The organism is bacterium (assembly GCA_035549195.1).
Taxonomy (GTDB): domain Bacteria; phylum Oederibacteriota; class Muellerivitia; order Muellerivitales; family Muellerivitaceae; genus DASZRK01.
This window is the reverse complement of sequence record DASZRK010000059.1, coordinates 1-20,845: the sequence shown is the minus strand read 5'-3', so window position 1 is coordinate 20,845 and position 20,845 is coordinate 1. Positions and strand designations below refer to the sequence as shown.

Genomic DNA, 20,845 nt, shown 5'->3' with positions numbered 1-20,845 from the left:
CGATTCAAGGACCGCCCCTTCAAGGGAGGTCACAGGAATTAAAGACCAGGAAGGGCAAAAGGTGGATGGACCGGATTGACCAAGGGATGGACGGAATTGACCGGGCCCGGACCTGGAAAAACCGGGATTCGGCCGCCGATCCATGGGATATCGTCAAAACCGAAGGGAGAAAGGGATCTTACCCATGTTCAAAAAGCCGACCCGCCGTGACTTTTTGCCATCGCATGCATCCCCTGCATCCGTGGCGAAACAGGCTTTTGCCTTTTCCAGCCGTTCGCCTTAGCGCCTTGCGTCCCGGCGATCCAAAGTTTCCTTTTGGGGAGGCGTTCCCGGCGGGGGTTTGAGGAAATCGGCCTGGGAATGGACGTAAAGGGTCCGGATGATGGGATTGCGTTGGGAGATCCACTCGTTGTAGGCCGATCCCTTGAACTCCTTCGGGGAGACCCCATAGACCTGCTTGAAGGTCCTGGATAAGTGGAAAGCGTCGTAGAACCCCGTGGCCTCCGCGATCTCCTTGAGCCCCAGGGAGGTCCGTCGCAGGTAATTGGCCGCCCGGTCCAACTTGGTCAGTTTGACGAACTCCAGGGGCCCCACCTGGAGGGACTTCTGGAAAAGACGGCAAAGGTTCTCCGGGGTCGTATTGGCCGCCGAAGCCAGGTCGGAAAGCCTCAAGGGTTCGGGCGGGGTCTTGGAGGTGCGGGCGCGGATGGCCTCCAAGGACCTCTCCACCGCGGCGGGAAGGGTGGAGGAGGGTTGGCCCCTCCATTGGGTCCTTCCGGTGGCGAAGGCCTGCAGGAGCAGGTCCAAGGCCGGCAGGACAAGCCTGCTCCGCAGAGGCTCCTTCTGTTCCTCGTTCTCCAGGAGGTACCCCATCAGGGGATGGAGCATGTCGTTGCCCGAGACCTTCCGGAAAAGGGGCGGCCGCGACCTCTCCAGCCAGGCCTTCCGGGCCGGGTCCAGGTCGAAATGGACATAGCCATGCACGGTCCGGCGGCGGGGGGACCATTCGTAATAATCCCGGACGCCCGCGCCCCGCAGGAAGACCATCCCCGGTCCACCGGTCAGGACCTTCTGGTCGAAGTGCAGTTGGACGTCCCCCTCCATGATCCAGATGAACTCATAGTGGCGGGAAAGACGGGGGCCGTAGGTCGCCCCCGGGGGGTCGATGGTGATGCCGGCCGTGAGGATGCGAAAGACGGGCCGGGGCTTCCAATAGCGGGTGGTCTTGGCGCTCATGCCCCATTTTCACCGATAAGAGGACGGCACTTCCAGCGCCAAGGATACCCTTATTTCTTCCGGAGGACCCAAACCTTCCGTCCCCGGGAGAAGAACCACGCCCGCAGGATGATCAAGAAAAGCACCGCCCCGATGATCGCCATGACCAGGGCGCTGAAGAATCCACCGATATGGATCCCCAATTCCCCGGCCAACCAACCGCCCAAAAGGGCCCCCACGATCCCCACGGCCGTATCCCGCACGAACCCCATCCCGTGGCCCTGGACCAAATAGCTCGAGATCGAACCGGTCAATAGGCCGACGATCAGGTACCAAACCAAGTCGTGTCCGCTCATGACGCCCCCCTTAAAAGTAATAATGAGCGCCCAATTCCCCGTAGATCCTGAAATCGGTCCGATCGGTCAGCCAGAGGACCGGCACCAATTGCAGGTAGATATCCACCGGCACGTTCTTCTTGTCGAAGATGTAGGACATCCCCACCGGCACGCGGGCCCCGAGGACCACGGGGTCATTCAATCCCAAGTCGCCCCCCACACCCACGTAAAAGGGCCATTCCCCATCGGTATCCTTCATATGGATAAGGTCGAAATCATGCCAAAGATAATCCAACTGCAGGATGGCCTCCCCCGACGGAAGCTTGACCGCCCCCTGAAAGGCATTTTCATGGTCGATCCAGACCTTCCCCGTGATACCCCAGTTACCGGGCTCTCCCACTTCCAGACCGATCCCAAAATTACCGCCATCGCGCGTGGGCCGATAGCTTGAATCCCCTTTCGAAAAAGCCGGCACTAACACCACTCCCAAGACCAACCACAAGACCAGCGAGTTTTTGGTTCGAGTCAGCATGGCCGCCTCCTTTTCCCTCACTTTCATTTAAGGAACGGGACCCGGGCTTTGGAAAGATACCGGCGGCGGAAATCGGTAGCCTCGTTTTCCTAAAAGAAGCCCTACGAAGGGGCTTTCCGTGTTGGCTTTAACGGTTTTTTGCGGTGAATAAAAAGGGAAAGATTTTCCCGATCCGGAACGAAAAAAGGTTGGCCCTTAGCGCAGAAGGAGCAATTTCAGGACGCTCCTGCCCCGGGGACTTTCCACCACCACGTAATAAAGCCCGTTGGCCAGGGGTGTTCCCGACCGGTCCTTCAATTCCAAGGAAAGGTCCGAGGTCCCCACCGGCAACCCCGGGAAGGATGCCTCCTGGACCTTCCGGAAGGCCGGGGTGAAGAACCGGACCTGGAGGCCGCCTCCGGCGGGCAGGGTGACCGCCAGGGTGATGGGCCCCGGCCCGAGAACGGGGTTCGGGAAAAGGACCGGGGCCGGGACCGGGGCCAGGGGCGTGGCGGTGGAGGTCGGGGTCGAGGTGGGGGTCGGACTATCCGTGGAGGTGAAGGAGGCCGTCGGCGTCATCGAAGCCGTGGCCGTGGGTGTCCGGGTCCAGGTGGAGGTCGCGGTGAAGACGGGCGTGTTGGACGGGGTGAAGCTGGGGGTCGCCGTGGGGGTATGGGACGGGGTGGCCGTGGGTGTTCCCGTGGGCGAATCGGTGAGGGTGGAAGTGGGCGTGTAGGAGTTCACCGGCGTGTCCGTGACCGTGGGCGAATCGGTCGGGGTCGGGGTCTCCGTCGGCGTGCCGGTCGGGGTGGCCGAAGGCGTGGCCGTAGCGCTATCGGTCGGAGTGCCGGTCGGGGTGGAGGTTCCCGTGGAGGTGGCGGTCCTGGTAGGGGTCGAGGTCGCGGTGGCCGTTCCCGTGGAAGTGGCGGTGCGGGTGGGGGTGGCGGTGGCGCTGTTGGTGGGCGTGGAGGTGGCGGCCCCGAAGGCCGTCACGCAGCCGTTGCGGCCCCCGATGACCGCCCAGATATTGGAGACCGCCGCGCTATTGGGCGGATAGGCCTGCTTGATCTCCCACATGGCGATGCCCGGCATGCCCTGGCCGAAGGCCCAGTTCATCTTGTCGCAAAAGGATTGGGCGGTGTTGACACCCGTGTTCCCGCCCGAATAATCGGCCTCGGCCTGGGCGGTGTAATAGGTGGTCTGGGTGCCGGCCAGGACGCTGTTGTCGGCGTTCCCCTGGGTCGAATAGAACGGGAACCCCAGGATCAGCTGGGTCTTGGGGAATCCCATGGCTGAAAGCCTCCCGACCGACCCCAGGATGTCCCCTTGCACGGAGACCCCGGCGCAATTGGTGTAATGAGCGGTGTCATCCAAGGGCCCGTTGAAGTTGCTCAGGGCGTAATCGTAACCCGAAAGGACCCCGTAGTCGGCGTAGCCGGCGATGGTCGTCCAATCCACCCCGCAGACGAAATAGCCCGGGCTGATGAAGAAAGTCAGTTGGCGCGGCTGTCCGTCGTAACCCACGGTGGCGTGAAGGGTGACCGCCAACTGGTTCATGAAGGACATGAAATTGGCCTTGTCCCCGGCGCCCGGGAACTCCCAGTCGATATCCACCCCGTCATAGCCATTGGCGGCCACCAGGGCCATGATGGAGGTCACGGCCTTGTTGCGGTTGGCGCCGATGGCCAATTGCCAGTTGGCGTCCGAATCCCCCGCCCCCCCGAAGGAGATCATGCAGCGGGTGTTGTTGGAGTGGGCGGTGGTGACCAGGTTGGCCCGCTGGCCGTCCGGATAGGTGATGTTGGTGCTTCCGTCAAAGCGGGCGAAGGCCTCCATCACATGGGTCATGTCGTTCCAGTCCAAGGTGCCCAGGGTCACGCCCGTTTCGTAATCCGGGAGATAACCCAGGACCGGATAGGGAGGTTTCGCCAGGGCCGGGCCCGCGAGGGTCCCCAGGACCAGGAAGAAGGCCAAGGATAATGTTCTTCGTTCCATCATTCCGTTAACCGCTCCAAAATCGTTTCAAACCGGTGGCGCAAAGATCCGCCGCCATGACCTACTCCCTCAATGGATCACCAGGACCTTCAGGATGTTCCGCTGCATCAAACCGCCGTTCATGTTGCGGATCTCCACGACCGCCAGGTAAAGACCGCTCGCTTGGCCGGAAGCATCCCAATCGTTGAGCCCGCCGCCCAGGGGCCCATCCTTGGCCGCCACCAATTCACCCGCCAGGTCATAAATATGGTAGGAGACCGTCCGAGGCAGGCCCGAAGGATCGATGAATTGGGCCTGGAAACCGTTCTTCGCGTTCAGGACGTTCGGCTTGGCGATGATCGCGTCCCCCGGATGGACATCGGAGACGACCAGCAGCCCGCGGCTGATGTCCGAGGTCCCTCCCGCCCCGTCGTCCCAGTGGACCTGCATCTGATAGTGCCCCGGGGTCGCATAGGACCCGGCGTCGGTGGTCCCATCCCAGGTGAGGGTCACCGGGGTCCCCGTGTTCACCAGGGTCACTTGGATGGGTCCGGTCACGCCCGGATCGATGCGGTCGCTATCGGTCGCCACGTTGGTCAGGACCGACCCCGCCGGGTCGTCCACATAGGTGAAGAGGTGGCGGATGACCTCGCCCGCCCCGTTGTAGATATCGGTGGAGACCTTGACCAAATGCCGGTCCACCGAGACCATCCGGGCCACATTGGTCACCACGCCTTGCGGGTCCACATTGTCGATCTTGAGGTGGTAGGTGCCGTTGGTCGCCAGGGTGCCGTTGTTGGTCGTTCCGTCCCAGGTGCCGATGAGCGTCCCGCCGTAATAAATGGGGATGCTGCTGCCCGTCCCCTTGAGTCCCGTGATGGTCTGTGTGGGGAGGGTGATGTTGAGGATCGGCTGGGTGGCTTGTTGGACCGGCAGCAGCTTCACCAGTTCCCCCGCCTCGTTATAGACCCCGATGTGGACCGTATAGGCGCACTGGGTGGAGATGGCCGCGCTGGCACTGCGTTGGCCGACCAGGCCCGTGTAGGCCAGGGAAGCCGTATTGACCAGCGTGCCGCAGGTGAGGCCCTGCTCCACCGAGGCTTGGAAGGAGCAGGTGTAGGTCCCGGGGGCGCTGTTGGCGGGAAGGGTCCAGGTCAATTGGGTGGTCCCGGCATCGTAAACGACGGCCCCCGCGCTGGCCGCGGCGGGCGGGACGAAGGTCAATCCGGCGGGGAGCGGGTCGTCCACCTGCACCCCGTTGGCGGACCCGCCGGTCACCACCAGCCGCAAGGTATAGGTCTCGGTCACCCCGGCGGAAGGGTTGGGGTCCGAGACCGTCTTGGCGATCACCACGTCGGTGGTGGGGGTGGGCGAGGGCGTGGCGGTCGGCGTCATCGTGGGGGTATCGGTCGGGGTCGAGGTGGCGGTCGCGGTGGGCGTCAGGGTCGGCGTCGAACTGGGTGTGAAAGTGGCGGTGACGGTCGCGGTCTGGGTGGGGGTCCGGGTCGGCGTGGCGGTCGCCGTATCGGTGGCGCTGTGGGTCGGCGTCGGGGTATCGGTCACCGTCGGCGTGTTGGTCGGGGTGGCCGTATTGACCAGGGTGTCGGTCGGGGTGTCGGTGGGGGTCGAGGACGGAGTGGCCGTCGGGGTCAGGGTCGGCGTAAGGGTGGGAGTGCGGGTCGGGGTGACGGTGGCCGTATCGGTCGGGGTACTTGTCGGGGTGTGGGTATCGGTCACCGTCGGCGTGTTGGTCGGGGTGGCCGTATTGACCAGGGTGTCCGTCGGCGTATCCGTGGGGGTGTTCGTGGGGGTGCGGGTCGGAGTGGGGGTGAAGGTTGGCGTGTTCGTTGGACTATTGGTCGGGCTATGGGTCGGGGTCGAAGTGGCCGTCCGGGTGGCGGTATCGGTCAGTGTAGAGGTCGCCGTCGGCGTTGGCGTGTTGGTCGCCGTATTCGTGGGGGTCCGGGTGGCGGTATCCGTCGCGGTGTTGGTGGGAGTGAAGGTCGCGGTCCGGGTGGCCGTGTTGGTGGGCGTACGGGTGGCGGTGTTGGTCGGGGTATTGGTGGGGGTATTGCAACTGCAGGAGGCGGCACCGAACCAATTGACGATGGACTGGAAATAGGCATTGGTCTGGGCATCGTGCCCGCCCGGATATTGTCCCCCGTCATACATGGACTGATCCCAGGTCATGGCCAACTTGCCCACGTTACAGGCGGGACCCGGAACGCCGGGCAAGGCCGTCGCCCCCGACCAACCGATCCCGATGGCGCGATCATTGGGCGAATCGAACCACCCGGCATTCGTGTGGGCCCAGACCACGGCTCCCGCGCTCAAGTCCCCGACGGGGATCCCTCCCATGGCATAGGTCCAGAGATTGGAAGCGCCTGGAAGTCCCGTTACCGTGTAAAGACCACCATTGGCGAAATTGTTGCCGGAAGCGCTCTGGCATCCCGTGAAACCGGTGGTGGCCCCTGTGGCGTTCAGGAACGCATCGATCCCTTGGTCCCGGCTCTCGAACCCATCGTTCTCCCCCATCAAGTAGAGGTTCCCGCAGTTCTGCAGGTAGTTCATCGCCTTGGTCTGCCAACAGGCCGAAAAATAATCGAAATCCCCGGCACCATGGGTATAGGGGCAAGCCGCGTTGATGGCGTTCTCGAACCTCCAATCCCAGACCTGGTCGTAATTGGTCCAGGTCTCCGTCGGGCAAAAGGTCCCGCTGGTCACGCTGACGGTCGTGATCGTGTTCCCCGGAGTCAAGGCGGCCACCAGATTGGCGGCCCCATAGTTGTTATAGAAGTCGCTGGCGTTGTAATAGATGAGGATCTTGTAGGCCCCCGCCGGACCGGGGGCCAGCCCCATGCACAGGGCGGCCAGGAGCCAGGCCCTTGCGTGGACCGTCCTGTTTCTTGATCGGACTTGGCTTGCCATCACGTCCTACCCCCGAGCGGGACCTCTTGAACTGATCCAAAAATGTCGTTTGTCGGTTTTCCGGACATCCCCGCGGAAGGATCCGTAAGGATGACGGCAAAAACGCACAGGTCGTTTAACCGGATAACCCGGAGCTATCCTCCGGACGGCGCTTACCGCACGACCAAAAGCTTCAAGGTCTGCGAGCGGATCCGGTTCCCCTGCGCATCCCAGACATCAAGACGGGCAATATATATGCCACTGGCGGAATCGGAGGCGTCCGAGTTCAGGCTCTCGGCGGCGCGAGAGAGGACCGGCAAGAGCAAGGAAGCCCCGAGGAGCAGAAGATTTCGATGGACGGCTCGACGCATGGAGGTACCCGTTCGATTTTTGTGGATAGCGTACGGCCGAAGGCCTGGGACTTCTGTAAACCCGTTGCCGTTTCGATGTTATTTTTCAGGCAGGCCTGAAATAATTGAACCACTTCAGGAGTAACGGCGATGACCTCAGGTCGAGGCGCGCAGGACCAGTTCGGGTTCCAGGAGAACGTGCTTTTCCTGGAGTAATTTCCCATCGATGGCCTCCATCGCGATATCGAAAGCGACGGATGCGATGTCCCCGAAGGATTGCCGGATGGTGGTCAAGGGCGGATGGATCAATCGGGCTTGGAGCACATCGTCGTAACCGACCAAGGAAAGGTCCTCCGGGACCCGGATCCCCCGTCGCCGGGCCTCGTCCAGGACGCCCATCGCCACCCAGTCCCCGGCCGCGCTGAAAACGGCGTCCAGTTTGGGTTCCTTTTCCAGAAGTTTGCCCAGGAGATCGGCCCCTTCCTCAGGAGTGTAATTCTCCACCACACCGACCAGCTCGGTCCGGAAGGATATCCCCGCTTCCTTCAGGGTGTCCTGGTATCCCCGGAGCCTTTCCTCGGCCACTGGATTGGGCTCATAAATGGCGTCCGGTCTGGAATTCCCCATGATCAACCCGATCCGTTTCCGCCCCTTTTGCAGGAGGTGTTGGACCGCCAACTGGGCCCCCTTGTGGTTGTCCACCCGGACCGAATGGGCACCGGCGGCCTTGGTCTCGATCAGGACCAGATGGATCCTCTTGTCCTTGAATTCGGCGACCAAGGCGGGGCTGGGGATCTGGTCCAGGAGGACCACCGCGTCCGCCTTCCGGGAATAAAGGATCTTCCTCAGGACCTCCTCCAGTACCGCCACTTCATTGCGGGTGGAGTAGGGCTGGATCCCGTTCAGGTAACGGCGGGTCTCATAGGTGCGACGCTCGAAAGCGTCCATGATGCTGGCGATGAAGGGGGAGCCGAATCGGGGCATCACGAAGGCCAGGGTATCGGTCTTCCCTTTGGCCAATTTGCGGGCGGACTCGTTAGGGTAATAGTTCAGCTCCCGGACGATGGCCAGCACTTTTTGGCGGGTCGTCTCGGTGATGCGTTTGTCGTTGTTGATGACCATGGACACCGTGGCCTTGGTGACTCCGGCCCGGGTGGCGATATCCTGCATGGTGATGTTTTTAACCGCTTTCATGGGAACAACGATAGGACATGGGGGGAAAGGCAGATATCGTTATCAACTCATATTGATGCAACTATTTTATCGGTCAAATGAGCCTGGACCGCCTGGTCAACGCAGGAGAAGGACCCGCTTCAACTTGCGGCTGTAGGGTTCGACCAAATAAAGGATATAGACCCCGCTGGCGCATTTATCCCCATATTTGTTCTTCCCGTCCCAAGTGTAGCTCTCGTTGATGGGTTTGGACAATTCCTCCGAACCCAGGGTCAGGATGTGTTCCCCCGCCGAATTATAGATCCAAAGCCGGTAAGCCCCGGGGAACTTGGAATATTGGACGTTGATGGAGACCGGGCCGTCGTTATCGGGATTGAAGGCGTTCTTGGAGACATAGAAAACATCCGTGTCCGGAACGGTGGCCGTCGGGGTCGAGGTGATGGTCGGGGTATCCGTCACTGTCGGAGTGGAAGTGGGCGTGCGGGTCAAAGTGACCGTAGGGGTCAAGGTCGGTGTGCGGGAAGGAGTGACGGTAGCACTGTTGGTGGGTGTTGAACTTTGAGTGAAGGTCGGGGTCACGGTAAAGGTGGCGCTCGGCGTTCGGCTGGGCGTGGAAGTCCCGGTCAAGGTCGGCGTCCCCGAGGGCGTCCGAGTAGCGGTATGGGTGGCGGTGAATTGGAGGGTTGCCGTGTTGGTGGTGGTCGGAGTGAGGGTGAAGGTCGGGCTGAAGGTCCGGGTCGCGGTGGCCGTGAAGGTATTGGTCGGGCCGCAACCCGAACCCACGGGGACGACCACCTGCGTCGCGGCTTGGCCGGAAGCGTCCCAGCTAACGCCCGCGTTATTGGTAACAGAACAAGGGGCGCCCGGCGATTGGGTATCAAGCCCCCAGCTATAAGCAATGGTCACGCAACTTCCATTTCCGGCGAAGCCCAAGGGAAAAACAAAAAAAACGGGATTGGTCCCCGTCTGACTGAAGAGCTGGCTGGGCGGATTGTAATAGTAGCTATAAGGACCGTTATATTGCCCATGGTCCGCAGAATCCCATATCGTCACGGCCGAATTAACGGGTGCCCCGCTGTTGCAAACCACCAAGGTATAGGGCGCAGATGAATTGTATGAGATCGGATAAGAAGACAAGCCCGTAATTTTTTGCACGGTAAAACTCGGTGGTGTATAGACCATCGCGTTCAAATTGAAGGAACCACGGAAATAAAGGACCTCGTTGGCCGTCGAGCTGCTTCCTGCCGTATTCGTCGAGCTCCAGGGCTGAACCTGTCCGGTCTGCGGGTTGTACATCACTTGGAGGTTAGGCGAAGGGCTGGTCACCGTGATGGGAACGCCTGTGAAATAGATCTGGCTGGTGGCCGCGGCATAGGAAGTGGAATACCAAGGGTTCGACGAAGCGTCGTTCGGCGGAGGCGCCCCTCCCGAGTAATCGTCGTAAAGACCGTATCCTTGGTCCGTGTTGCTGAAATAAGCATGGCTTACCCCGCCCGAACAGGTGATATCGATAGTCCAAGCCGCCTCCACGACCGACATACTCGCATTGGTGTTCTGGACGGCGATCACGTTGGCGCCATTATTGAAATAGCTCCCTGGAATGCCGAAGGTCGGAAGGGTACCGGGCGCCGTCACGTAATTGATGGGGCCGATGGGACCGTTGCCGTTGATATAAACGTTCATACCGTCATCGGCGGACCCGTAAAGGGTGGCGGTCACCGGATTACATTGAGCGATCGTTCGGACCGGGACCATTGCCAATAAGAGGAACAGGACCCAGACGAATATCGTTTTATTGGAAAGGTTCGGAATGGTTCTCACGTTGTTCCCGAAAATGGATTCTTTAGGGAAATATATCCCGTTTTAACGAAAAACGGTAGCGAATCGAGCGAAAGCGCTTTTTATCTTCACTCTAGATGTAAGAAGGAAAAGACAAATAGCTGGGAGACTGGATCTCGAACCGCTTCGCTCAGAGGGGAACCGCCCCCTGTGTACCCCTCGAACGGCCCAGGAACTCCCGTTCCCGGACCCTCCCAGGTTCGGATCCTTATCCCCAAATAATAAAGCCCTCGGCCCCTATTGGGGACGAGGGCTTTATTGGCTGGGAGACTAGGATTCGAACCTAGATTAACGGGGCCAGAACCCGCCGTCCTACCGTTAGACGATCTCCCAAACGAAAAAAGAAAACCCCGTCAGGGGGCCTGACGGGGTTGGGATTCTAGCATAGCGGCCCGTTTTTTTGTATTTCCAAATACCCCGATTTATTTTGGAGAGATGACGGACACCATGATCTGGTCGTGATATTCCCCATCCCGAAAGACGTAACTCTTACGGACCCCTTCGATCTGGAAGCCCGCCTTTTGCAGGGCATTCAAGGAACGGACGTTATAGCTTGCCGACACGGCCCCGATGCGCTTGTAGCCGAGCTTTTCGATCCCATACTGGATCATCCTCTTGGCGGTCTCGGTCCCGATCCCCATTCCCCACCATTTCTTGTCCCCGATGAGGAACCCGAACTCCGCGGTGTGATGGGAGGGCCTTTCGCTGTAGAACTCCGCGGTCCCGACCGGGATCCATTTCCCGTCCATGTCGACCTCGATCACGAAAGAACGGGGCGGCTTCTCATCCTCGGTGGAACCGCTCTTGGCGAACCACTTCTCCGCGTCCGAAAAGGTCTGGTCCACGAAATGGACGTCGAAAAGACGGCGGACCTCCGGGTCGTTCCACCAGCCCACGATCTGTCCCCAATCCTTGCGGTTGACCGCACGCAACCGCCCTTTCCGCTCACCGCGCTGGAACACGAAATCAATGATCACGTCGGGCATGGGACTTTCCTTTCACAGGGAAGGGATACGGCCTTGGGTTTTCCTCATTCTAACAGGGTTTCGATCCCGGGCCAGACCCGGCACCCGATTTTTCAGGATCTTTACACCGTTCGATCCGCGGGGGGACCCGCCGGTGTTTTGGGGGAATGCTTGATCATTTGGATGAACCGCATCAAACGCACCACACAACGCCCCTGGCCAAGGATCTGGATCAGTTCGAAAAGATTGGGGCTGTTGGTCTTCCCGGTGATGGCCAACCGCATCGGATGGACATACTCGGCGAACTTCCTCCCCTTTTGCGTGGCCAATTGGCGGAAACGTTCCTCCAGGGTCATGGCCGTGAAATCGACCGATTCCTGGAGGGAGAAAACGGCGTCCTGGAGCAAGGGGATGGTTCCGGGGACCAGGAATTTTTCCAACCCCTGGGGATCGTAATCATGGACCTCCCCCAGGAAATAGGTCAGCTGGTCGCCCACCTCGGATATCGTTTTGAGGCTGTTCTTGACCGTCATGACCATCCGGCGCAGGGCGGGTCCGCCCTCCCGCATGAACTCCGCGTTGATGGCGTCCGCATCCCAAAGATACTCCAGGCAAAGTTGGAAGATCCTTTCCTCGTCCGCCTCCCGGATGTAATGCCCGTTCAGCCACTGGAGTTTGCCATAGTCGAAACAGGCGGCGCTCTTGACCACGCGATCCAGGCCGAACTTCCGGATCAGGTCCGCTTTCGAGATGACCTCGGTCTTCCCGTCCAGGGACCATCCCAGGAGGGCCAGGTAGTTCAACATGGCCTCCGGCAGGTAGCCTTGGCGTTTGAATTCACCGACCGAATTGGCGCCGTGGCGTTTGGAAAGCGGGGTGCGATCGGCCCCCAGGATGAGCGGAATATGGGCGAAAGCGGGGATCGGCAATCCCAACGCCTTATAAAGAAGGATCTGTTTGGGGGTATTGGCCAGGTGGTCGTCCCCCCGGATGACATGGGTGATCTTCATCATGGCGTCGTCGATGGCGGCCACGAAGTTATAGGTCGGTTCCCCCGCGCTGCGTACGAGGATGAAATCGTCGATCTCCGCGTGCTCGACCGTGACCGTCCCGCGGACCTGGTCCTGGAAGGTGGTGCTTCCCGCCGGGACCCTCAGGCGGACCGAGAAGGGCGCCCCGGAGGCCCGGCGTTCCTCGGCCTGTTCCGGGGTGAGGTTCCGGCATTTCCCCGAATAGCGGTAATTTCCCCCCGCCGCCTGGGCCGACTGCCGTTCGGCCTCCAGCTCCTTCGGGGTGCAGAAACAATGGTAGGCATCCCCGCTCGCCAACAATTTCCGAAGTTGGTCCCGGTAAATGGCGGCCCGTTCGGTCTGGCGATAGGGACCGTAAGGCCCGCCCAGGGAAGGCCCCTCGTCCCAGTCAAGACCCAACCATTGCAGGTCCCGGAAAATGGCCTCCTCATATTCGGGCTTCGATCTTTCCCGATCGGTGTCCTCGATTCGGAGGATGAACTTCCCTCCGGAATGACGCGCGAAAAGCCAGTTGAAAAGGGCGGTCCTGGCCCCCCCCACGTGGAGGTATCCCGTGGGGCTGGGAGCGAACCGGACCCGGACGTTCGACATGTGGACCTTTCTCTTCCCCGAAAACCGGGGATGTTTCCCTTCCGACTTCAAGGGAGTGATGTTATCCTAACCACCGACTTTTCAGCAATTCCGGGGGATCCATGAAAAAGATCGCGCGTCCTCAAGCCAAGGTCGGCAACAAAAGGACCAACCGTCGAGTGGTCATGGTCAAGTCCGTCAAGGGTCGCTTGGCCGAGGCGGGCCGGGAAGGCGAGGAGTTCCGGGCCCAGCTGGTGAATGTCAGCTCCACCGGGGCCCAGATCTATTCCAACAAGGTCATGGACAACGGCACCCGGGTCGTCCTCGACCTGGATTCCCTCGACGGAAGCCACACGGTCAGTTACGAGGGGAAAGTGGTCTGGGTCCGGAAGAACCCGATGAAGACCATGGGCCGTTTCGCCTACGGGATCAATTACGAAAAAATGACCCAGGAACACGTCCGTTTCCTGGAGACCAATTACTCCCTCACGCCCGATACCGGCGCCTGATCCCTACCCTTCATCCCCCTTGTGGGATGATCGCCTTTTTCAGGACCGCCAAGACCCTCTTGTTCAGCTCCTCCGCATCCGCCATGTTCGAGATGGCCTTTTGGAACTGCGGATTGATGTCCAGCGCCTTTTTGAACTCCTTCATGGAACGCCCCACGTCGAAACGGCACTTGATCAGGTAGGCCGTACCCAAATGATGGTGCAGGTCGGCGTAATGGGGATACTCCTCGATCACCTTGGTCAACTTGTCGATGTATTGCTCGGTCATCTGCAGGTCGATGCCCTCGCTCCCGTAAAGAAGGGTCAGGGTGAAGAAGAAGATGATCTCATCCCCGATCCGGGGGACGTAGCGGGGCCTCACCTCCAGGAAGGATTGGAAGGCCTGGTGGTACTTTCGATTGCGCAATAGGTCGGTGGCCATGAGGTAATTGCGGTTGCGGACCTTCGGGTTCAACTGGGCCGCGGTCTCCGCCTCGGTCTTCGCCCTTTCGGCCAATTCATTGATCTTGGATTCATGGAGTTGGCTGGCCGAATTGGAAAGGTAGCCCACGCAGGAAGTGGCCAGCCGGAGCCGGGCATCGGCGTAACGGGGGTTGATCTGGAGGGCCTGCAGGTAGCATTGGACCGCCTCGTCCAATTCCCGCTTGAAAAGGTGGACGTTCCCGAGGTGGAAATAGATGTCGGCGAAGGAGGGCCCCAATTCCCTCGCTTCGCTCAGGGTGGCCTTGGCCCCCTCGAAATCGTCCAGGAGGGTCAGGGTGATGCCGAAACACTTGATGGCCTGCAGGTGCTTGGGGTCCAGCTCCACCGCCTTCAGGAACTTCTGGCGGGCATCTTCGTAGAAACCGTTCGAAAGGAAAATGACCCCGATCTTCCAGCAAGCGTCCGCCGTGGGTTTTTCCTCGACCTTCCGGTTCAGACGGAAGAGGGACTCGATCTCCACCGAGCGGTTCCGGTGGGTCTCCTGGAGGAACTGCCGCACCGCCATCTCGTCCATCCCCTCGGGAAGGTCGAACTCGCGCTGGGAAATGGTGCGCCCCGAGAGCTGAACGGTGGACAAAAGGCGGTTCTTGCCCGTGACGGGCCTTGTTTCGACCGTGAAACTCTTCCCTTCGATCTCGATGACGGAGTTGAGCGTTGCGGTTTCCATGGTTTCCTTTTTAGCCCAGGGGCTTCAACCCCATGGCCCCCCGGGTCAGAACCCCTTCTTCAGGGCCATTTCGACGTTCGGGAACGATTTCAGGATGGTGTTGAACTCCAGGAGTTCGAATACTTCGGCGACCTCGGGGTTCATCCCCACTAGGACCAGGTCGCCTTTCTGCCCGCGGATCCGCTTGATCTCGCTGATGAAGATGCCCCACCCGGCGCTGCTGATGTAATTGACGTCCTTCAGGTCCACGACCAGTTTGAATTTCTTATCGTTAAGGACCGTGTGGAAGGTCCGTTCGAATTCGGGCGCCGTGGTCGTATCGATGAAACCTTTCACCGCCAAAAGTGTGATCTCGTGGTTTTGTGGATGTTCAGAAACGTCGACGGTGAGATTGGCCATGTTCCCTCCGGAGATAAGGCCCCTTAGGGCGTTTCATTATTACTTTCAGGTCGGACACTGTCAACATCGCCCACAGGTCCGGGTCCCGGCTCCACCGGCGCCGCTTTCCCTGGGCCCGATGAAGGCTCGGGCGATCGGAGGACGGCATCGGCCCCGCCCATGACCGCAGGCTCGGCCAAGGCAACGGCCTTCTTCTTCCTCGGTCTTTTTTTCTTCCGGCGGACCGGAGGCTTCGACCTTTCTTCTTCCAATGCCAACAACTCGGCCCCCGGGGCATCCGAGATCGCCAGACGGGCCTTGAAATCCGAGAGACCCTTGCGTTCCAGGAATTCCGAGATGAACCTGGACTCCACCTTCAAGGGCGATTCCCCCTTCCGAAGGGCTTCCGCGATCTTGGGTGGACCGAACCCCGGATTCCGCTTGATCACGGCCATGACGGCCTGCTGCTGGATGAGGGAAAGCTCCCGGAGTTCGACCCGCTTCTTTCGTTTGGCCGATTTCAGGCCGCTCTTGCCTTGCTCATCGAAGATCTTCTTGAGACGGTAATAGGTGTTCGTCGAGGTGTTCATTTGGCGGCAGGCCTCGGCCACCGACACCCCCTTCTTCTCGACCAGGTCCAGGAGTTTCTTTCGGAACTTGAACTGCACCTGGTCCACCTTCATTTTTTCCTTGATGGCCACCACCGTGATGTCGTCGTTCTGTTCGGCCCCCCGCGTGAACTGGGCGATGGCCTCGTTGAGTTTCTCCACGAACTCGGCGGGAGTGAGCTTGAAGTTCTCCTTGATGACGTTGATGAGCCTCTCTTCCCCGAATTGCTCCTTCTCGGGGTTCATGGCCTCGGTGATGCCGTCGGTATAGATCACCAGGATGTCGTCCTTCTCCAGGCTCACCTTCTGGAGGGCCAGGTTCTTCACGAACATGTCCTCCTCCGGGAGGTCGATGCCCACCGGGAACCCTTTGGGCTTGAGGAAATAGACCTCCTGGGTCTTGCCGCGGAACAGGATCATGGGGTTATGGCCGGCGCTGGCGAAATTGATGGATCGGTCCCGGGAGTCCAGGATGATGTAGAACATCGTGACGAACATGCCTTTTTTCATGTCATTGGTCACGTGCTGGTTCACCTTGGCCAGGACGTCGGAAGCCGACTTGTTCCCCCGGGCCTCCAGGCGCATGGCGGTGCGGATCATGGTCATGACGAGCGATCCAGGCACGCCCTTGCCGGACACGTCCGCCACCACGATCCCCATGGTCGTGGGGTCCACCCAGAAGAAGTCGTAATAGTCGCCGCCCACTTCTTTGGCGGCCCGGTAGGTGGCCCCGATCTCGTAACCCTCGATCTGGGGGAATTCCCCCGGGAGCAGGGTATGTTGGATCTCCTGGGCCACCTGCATTTCCTTCTGGATCCTCTCCTGCTCCATCATCCCTTTTTGGGAATCCTGGATCTTGGCCGTCATCTCGTTGAAGATGCCGGCGAGTTGGCCGAACTCATCCTGGCTGTCCACCTGGATCTTGACGTTGAAGTCGCCCTGGTTCATCGCGGTGACCCCCTCCAGGATCCTCTGGAAGGGCTTGATGAAGATGCGCGAGAGGAAATAAAGGCCGATGACGCTCACCACCACGATGAGCAGGAGCAGTTTCTGCAGGTCGGCCTTGGCCCGGACCACGACGACCTGGAGCGCCCGGTCGCTGACGCCGATATGGACCTCGCCCATCCACTGACCCTTATAGAAGACAGGGGCCACATATTCGGAAAGTCCCGCCGCCGGGTGGAAGACCTCGACCCCCGGCTGTTTGACCCCCTGGATGCCCGTCATGGGTTGATAGGTCTTGAAGACCTGGTTCAGGTCCGAATGGGCCAGGTACTTTCCATCGGACCCCACCACGAAAGCATAGGAAAGGACCTTGAACTTGTCCGAACGAAGGACCTCATGGATGAGGCGGTCCAGTTCCAGGTCGCTTTTGTGCGCCACGAAGATGCCCGCCTCGGCGGAGACCGCCTGGAGGATCGTCGTCACGTTCTCGTACTGTTGCTGGTAGACCTGGCTCTGCTGGCGTTGTCCGATGAGGAAATAGGCCAGGAGGATCAGGGTGAAGATCAGGACCACCGATCCCAAGGTGAACTTGGCCGAGACCGAATAGCTCCCTTTCTTGATCCCCAGTTCCTTGGGGGGCGCCTTGGACAGGCGGCGGTAAAGGATGAGCTCGTTGCGGTCCGGGAAGGAACGGTACTGGACGTCGTTCATCATCTTTTTGATCAGCCAGATCCCCAGACCGCCCTTTCGGCCGATGTCCACATAACGGTTCAGGTCCGGGTCCTTGACCGAATGGAAGTCGAAGGGTTTCCCGAAATCGATGATCTTGATCTTGAGGTCCCCGTAACCCACGCCGATCTCCAGGACGATCCGGCCGACCTCCCGGTCCTTGTAGGCGTGCCGAACGATATTGGAACAGGCCTCGTCCACGGCCAGCTTGACGTTGGCGATCTCCTTGGTCCCGCAACCGGCCGCGTCGCAGACCCTTTGGATGAAGTCCTTGATCGTGAGGAGTTCGATCTCCTTCGCCTCGACCTCCAGCCGGTAGACGCGCCTTTTCGGGTCCAGGGGGAGCCGGACATAGATCTTATAGAGGAGGTCTTGAAGTCTCATGGGTTCGCGGGACTTTCAGCGGAGGGCTTTTCCTTCAATCGTTCCTTGGCTTCTTCCAGGTTCCGTCGGACCAGGAAATTCTTGGGGTTCTTCTCCATGACCTGGCCCCAACAATCGACGGCCCGGCGGAAATCACCCTTCATGTAGGCCTCCACGCCCTTGGCGTAAAGTTCGGTGGATTCCTTGGACATGGATTCGAGGGGAAGATAGTGGCTTTGAGCGTCCCGGTAAAGGAAATTGACGTCCCGGTAATGGGGGTCGATCTCATAGACCTCTTGGAGGTATTCGATGGCCTGCTTGTAATCCTCGCGGCTATAGGCCTCCACGCCCTTGGTGTAATTGGTGGAAAGGATGGCCTTCCGGTCCACTTGCCGCAGGAGGGCCTTGGCCGTCGGGTTGCTCGGGTCCAGGGCCAGGGCCCGGGCCACGAGCGGAAGCGCCCTTTCCATGTCGCCGCGTTCCATGGCGTTCTGGGCGGCCCGAAGCTGTTTTTCGAGCTCGCTCTTCCGGCGCCGTTGGAGGTCCTGGAGGGCCCGCGCCGATTCGTTGTCGTCGGGAAATTCACGCCGGACGTTCTCCCAAGCCTTGAGGGCGGGCCCATAGTCGTTGGACGAATCGTAGCTCTTGGCCACCCACTTCAACAGGTCGATCCGCTGGGTCTCGAGCTTGTCCCGCACCTGGTCGAAACGGTAGGAAAGGGAGAATCGGTGGAGGGCTCCCAGGTCCCGTTGGTTGAAGGCGTAGTCCAACTGGAAATCGGAGATCCGCAGGCCCGCCCCCGCGGTGGGGCCGACCCCGTCGAAGCCCGCCCGCAGGAAAGCCGTCTCGTTCCAGGCGTATTCAGCACCGCCCCGGTAATCGGGCATCCCGGCCACGGGGACCTGGCTTTCCAGGACCAACCAGAGCTGGTCCCGGGTCCCCGGGGGCAGGAAAAGATAGGAAAGGCTCGGGCGCAGGACCCGGTCCGGGGTATCGGGCGTTTGCACCAACCGCACTTCCGGTTGCAGGACGTTGGAGAACCCCACCCCCAGGGTCAGGTTCTTCACGCCCAGTTGGGAGAAGTCACGGGTCGATTTCCCGAAATGATAAAGGATGCCCAAGTCCAAACCGACACCGCTCCCCTCATAGGTATTGAATTGTTCCCGGATGTATTTCACGGTGGCGCCCAGGTCCCATTCATCCGTCAGCCGGAAACCATAGCCCAGGAGGGCCTGATATTCCTCGGCGGTGAAGGTCCCCGTCGGAAGGATGTTGTCCTCCGTCAGGGGCACCCCGTCCACGGCCAACCGGGCCAAGGCCAGCCCGAAACTGTTGCCCGGTCCCAGGGGATGGGTATAGGCCGCGGCGTCATAGTTGGTGTCCCCAAAAAGGGGCGCGTGGAAGGTGAGGATCTGGTGTTCCTTGAGCGTGGCCAGGATCGCGGGGTTGTTGAAGAAGCCGTCCCCATCCCCGGTCAGGGCCCCGGCCGCATCCCCCATGCCCAAGGCCCGGGCCGATCCTCCCAGTTCGAACGGGGAAATGGTCCCGCCGGTCGCCGTTTGGGCCTGCGCCCTCGCCGCGAAAAGGGCCAGCAGGACCCAAAGCCACGGACGGCGCCAGGCCCGGAAAAAGGAGAGGGTCATCATTTCACCACCGCGATCTTGATCAAGAGCTTCTGTCCGTTCACATCCAGTTGGGCGTAATAGATCCCGTTCAGGACCAGCGTGCCGTTATCGGTCCTTCCGTCCCAACTGGCGTTCTGAAGGCCGGCCGGAAGCGAAGTCCCCCTGTAGAGGGTCCTCACCAGGGATCCCATCACGTCATAGATCAGCAGCGACACCTTGGCGGGCGCTTCGAGGTTGAACTGGATCGTGGTGTTCCCCGAACCGGCCACGAAAGGATTGGGATAGTTCCCATAGGTGCTGGCCAGATCGGGCGACGAGAACACCATGACCTTGGACTTCATCGGGAACCCGGTCGGATCCCCGAAGGAATTCGTCATGACATTGACGTTCGAGACGGGATCCTGGGCGACCCAGGAGGTGGACGCGTCCACCGAGAGCCTGGCCGTGGAGGCGGTAGGGTTCGACGCGATGTCCACGCCCAATGTGACCGGCACCCCCGCGCCGGGCAGGACCGTCAAGGCGGTCCCTAAAGTGACCAGGTCGGAGGCCGTGGAGGAAACATTGATGCCCAAGCTCGTCGGCCCCGAGGCGACCCAGATGTTCTGGAAGGCGTCCTGGAAGGACAGCGGGGTGCCGTTCTGGTCCTCCGCCCGCAGGACGATCCCCTGGACCGAGACCGGGTCCGTTCCGCTCCCGACCGTGAGATAGAAGGTCAGGGCCGGGAGGCTCTGTCCGCCGATGGCCGTCGAGAGCAGGGGCGTCCCGTGCACCACATTGAGGGTGCTCAGGGAACCGGGCAACACCTGGATGGGATCGCTGGCCACGGGGCTGCCTACCCCTCCCGCGGTGACATGGCGGCTACCCGGGCTATAAAGGGAAACGGAGACCGCCGCGGCGCCATTGGACAGGATCGAAGGGAGCGGCAGGCCCGCGTTCGGGTCATCGCTGGACCAATCGACCGTTCCTCCTGTGGTGACCGGGTTGAAAAAACCGTCCACCGCTTGGACCGTGACCGGGAAGGGATAGCCGGCCTGCACCGAACCTGGACTTCCCGTATGCCCGGCGGGGTTGGCCGTAGGCTTTCCGGGATCGGAAGCCTCACCCGGGACCAGGACCTGGAGTTGGGCGAATCCCGCCGCCTGGACGGTGACCGGGAGGACCGCGGAGGTCATCGATGGAGAAGAGGCCGTCAGGTCGGGGAAGCCCGCCTTGGCATCCTGATAGTAGAAGGTGACCGGGCTTGTCCCTACCGGCATGGTGATCGCGGTGATGGTGGGGCCGCCCGAGGCAGCCAGGAACCGGGCCTCCCCGGTCGAGTCGGTCAAAAGGCTCACCGTCAATTGACTGGTCCTCACGGCGTCCGAATTGGTGGAATCCTTGGCCTGAAGGACCAAAGGATCGCTCAACACTCCGGCGGTCAGGATCCCCGGCAAGGGGGCCTCGAAGACCAGGGTCACCGGCGGCAAGGGGGTGTTGGTGGGCGTGACGGTGGCCGTATAGGTCGGGGTGGAGGTAGGGGTCAGGGTCGCCGTCTGCGTGGCCGTGTTCGTCGCCGTGTTCGTGGCTGTATTCGTCGCCGTATTCGTGGCCGTGTTCGTGGCCGTACTCGTCGCGCTGTCCGTGGCCGTATTGCTTGCCGTATTCGTGGCTGTGTTCGTGGCCGTATCC

16 protein-coding genes and 1 tRNA gene are annotated in these 20,845 nt (G+C 60.8%); 1 reads left to right on the top strand and 16 read right to left on the bottom strand.

The window, feature by feature from the left end:
- Window positions 1-279 precede the first annotated feature (279 nt).
- The 11 genes from VHE12_10655 to gltX all read right to left on the bottom strand — a co-directional run bounded on the left by VHE12_10655 (window position 280) and on the right by gltX (window position 12,891).
- On the bottom strand, window positions 280-1,236 hold the full coding sequence (locus VHE12_10655) for a helix-turn-helix transcriptional regulator (GenBank protein HVZ81236.1): 957 nt from the start codon (window positions 1,234-1,236) through the stop codon (window positions 280-282).
- Window positions 1,237-1,286: 50 nt separating this feature from the next.
- On the bottom strand, window positions 1,287-1,571 hold the full coding sequence (locus tag VHE12_10650; protein ID HVZ81235.1) for a GlsB/YeaQ/YmgE family stress response membrane protein: 285 nt from the start codon (window positions 1,569-1,571) through the stop codon (window positions 1,287-1,289).
- 10 nt (window positions 1,572-1,581) lie between these two features.
- Window positions 1,582-2,082 (bottom strand): hypothetical protein, encoded by a 501-nt coding sequence (locus VHE12_10645; GenBank protein ID HVZ81234.1) that lies wholly within the window; start codon window positions 2,080-2,082, stop codon window positions 1,582-1,584.
- Window positions 2,083-2,277: 195 nt separating this feature from the next.
- Entirely contained in the window at window positions 2,278-4,035 is a 1,758-nt protein-coding gene (locus VHE12_10640; protein HVZ81233.1) for a glycosyl hydrolase family 18 protein, read from the bottom strand.
- 90 nt (window positions 4,036-4,125) lie between these two features.
- Window positions 4,126-6,963, bottom strand: coding sequence for a DUF11 domain-containing protein (locus VHE12_10635; protein ID HVZ81232.1), 2,838 nt, complete (start codon window positions 6,961-6,963; stop codon window positions 4,126-4,128).
- A 152-nt stretch (window positions 6,964-7,115) separates the two neighbouring features.
- Window positions 7,116-7,313 carry a hypothetical protein gene (locus VHE12_10630; protein HVZ81231.1) on the bottom strand — a complete coding sequence of 66 codons (198 nt, stop codon included), beginning with the start codon at window positions 7,311-7,313 and terminating at the stop codon, window positions 7,116-7,118.
- A gap of 135 nt (window positions 7,314-7,448) precedes the next feature.
- Complete coding sequence (locus tag VHE12_10625; protein ID HVZ81230.1) at window positions 7,449-8,486, bottom strand: LacI family DNA-binding transcriptional regulator; 1,038 nt, start codon at window positions 8,484-8,486, stop codon at window positions 7,449-7,451.
- 96 nt (window positions 8,487-8,582) lie between these two features.
- Entirely contained in the window at window positions 8,583-10,286 is a 1,704-nt protein-coding gene (locus tag VHE12_10620) for a hypothetical protein (protein HVZ81229.1), read from the bottom strand.
- Between the two features lie 277 nt (window positions 10,287-10,563).
- Window positions 10,564-10,637, bottom strand: a tRNA-Gln gene (locus VHE12_10615).
- A gap of 89 nt (window positions 10,638-10,726) precedes the next feature.
- The gene (locus tag VHE12_10610; protein ID HVZ81228.1) at window positions 10,727-11,290 is read right to left on the bottom strand and encodes a GNAT family protein; all 564 of its coding nucleotides are present in this window, start codon (window positions 11,288-11,290) and stop codon (window positions 10,727-10,729) included.
- A 101-nt stretch (window positions 11,291-11,391) separates the two neighbouring features.
- Window positions 11,392-12,891 (bottom strand): glutamate--tRNA ligase, encoded by a 1,500-nt coding sequence (gene gltX / locus VHE12_10605; GenBank protein ID HVZ81227.1) that lies wholly within the window; start codon window positions 12,889-12,891, stop codon window positions 11,392-11,394.
- Between the two features lie 101 nt (window positions 12,892-12,992).
- Here gltX and VHE12_10600 point away from each other — a divergent pair, with 101 nt between their 5' ends.
- Window positions 12,993-13,379, top strand: coding sequence for a PilZ domain-containing protein (locus VHE12_10600; protein ID HVZ81226.1), 387 nt, complete (start codon window positions 12,993-12,995; stop codon window positions 13,377-13,379).
- Window positions 13,380-13,389: 10 nt separating this feature from the next.
- On the opposite strand, the gene VHE12_10595 is transcribed toward VHE12_10600, so the two are convergent.
- The 5 genes from VHE12_10595 to VHE12_10575 all read right to left on the bottom strand — a co-directional run.
- Window positions 13,390-14,529 carry a tetratricopeptide repeat protein gene (locus tag VHE12_10595; GenBank protein ID HVZ81225.1) on the bottom strand — a complete coding sequence of 380 codons (1,140 nt, stop codon included), beginning with the start codon at window positions 14,527-14,529 and terminating at the stop codon, window positions 13,390-13,392.
- A gap of 45 nt (window positions 14,530-14,574) precedes the next feature.
- Window positions 14,575-14,928 (bottom strand): STAS domain-containing protein, encoded by a 354-nt coding sequence (locus tag VHE12_10590; protein HVZ81224.1) that lies wholly within the window; start codon window positions 14,926-14,928, stop codon window positions 14,575-14,577.
- A gap of 23 nt (window positions 14,929-14,951) precedes the next feature.
- Window positions 14,952-17,573, bottom strand: a complete 2,622-nt coding sequence (locus tag VHE12_10585; protein HVZ81223.1) for a SpoIIE family protein phosphatase — start codon at window positions 17,571-17,573, stop codon at window positions 14,952-14,954.
- The gene (locus tag VHE12_10580) at window positions 17,570-19,198 is read right to left on the bottom strand and encodes a tetratricopeptide repeat protein (GenBank protein ID HVZ81222.1); all 1,629 of its coding nucleotides are present in this window, start codon (window positions 19,196-19,198) and stop codon (window positions 17,570-17,572) included. Before VHE12_10580 ends, VHE12_10585 begins: the two co-directional genes overlap by 4 nt.
- The coding region (locus VHE12_10575) for a FlgD immunoglobulin-like domain containing protein (GenBank protein ID HVZ81221.1) at window positions 19,195-20,845 on the bottom strand (1,651 nt) is incomplete at its 5' end. The genes VHE12_10580 and VHE12_10575, both read right to left, overlap by 4 nt.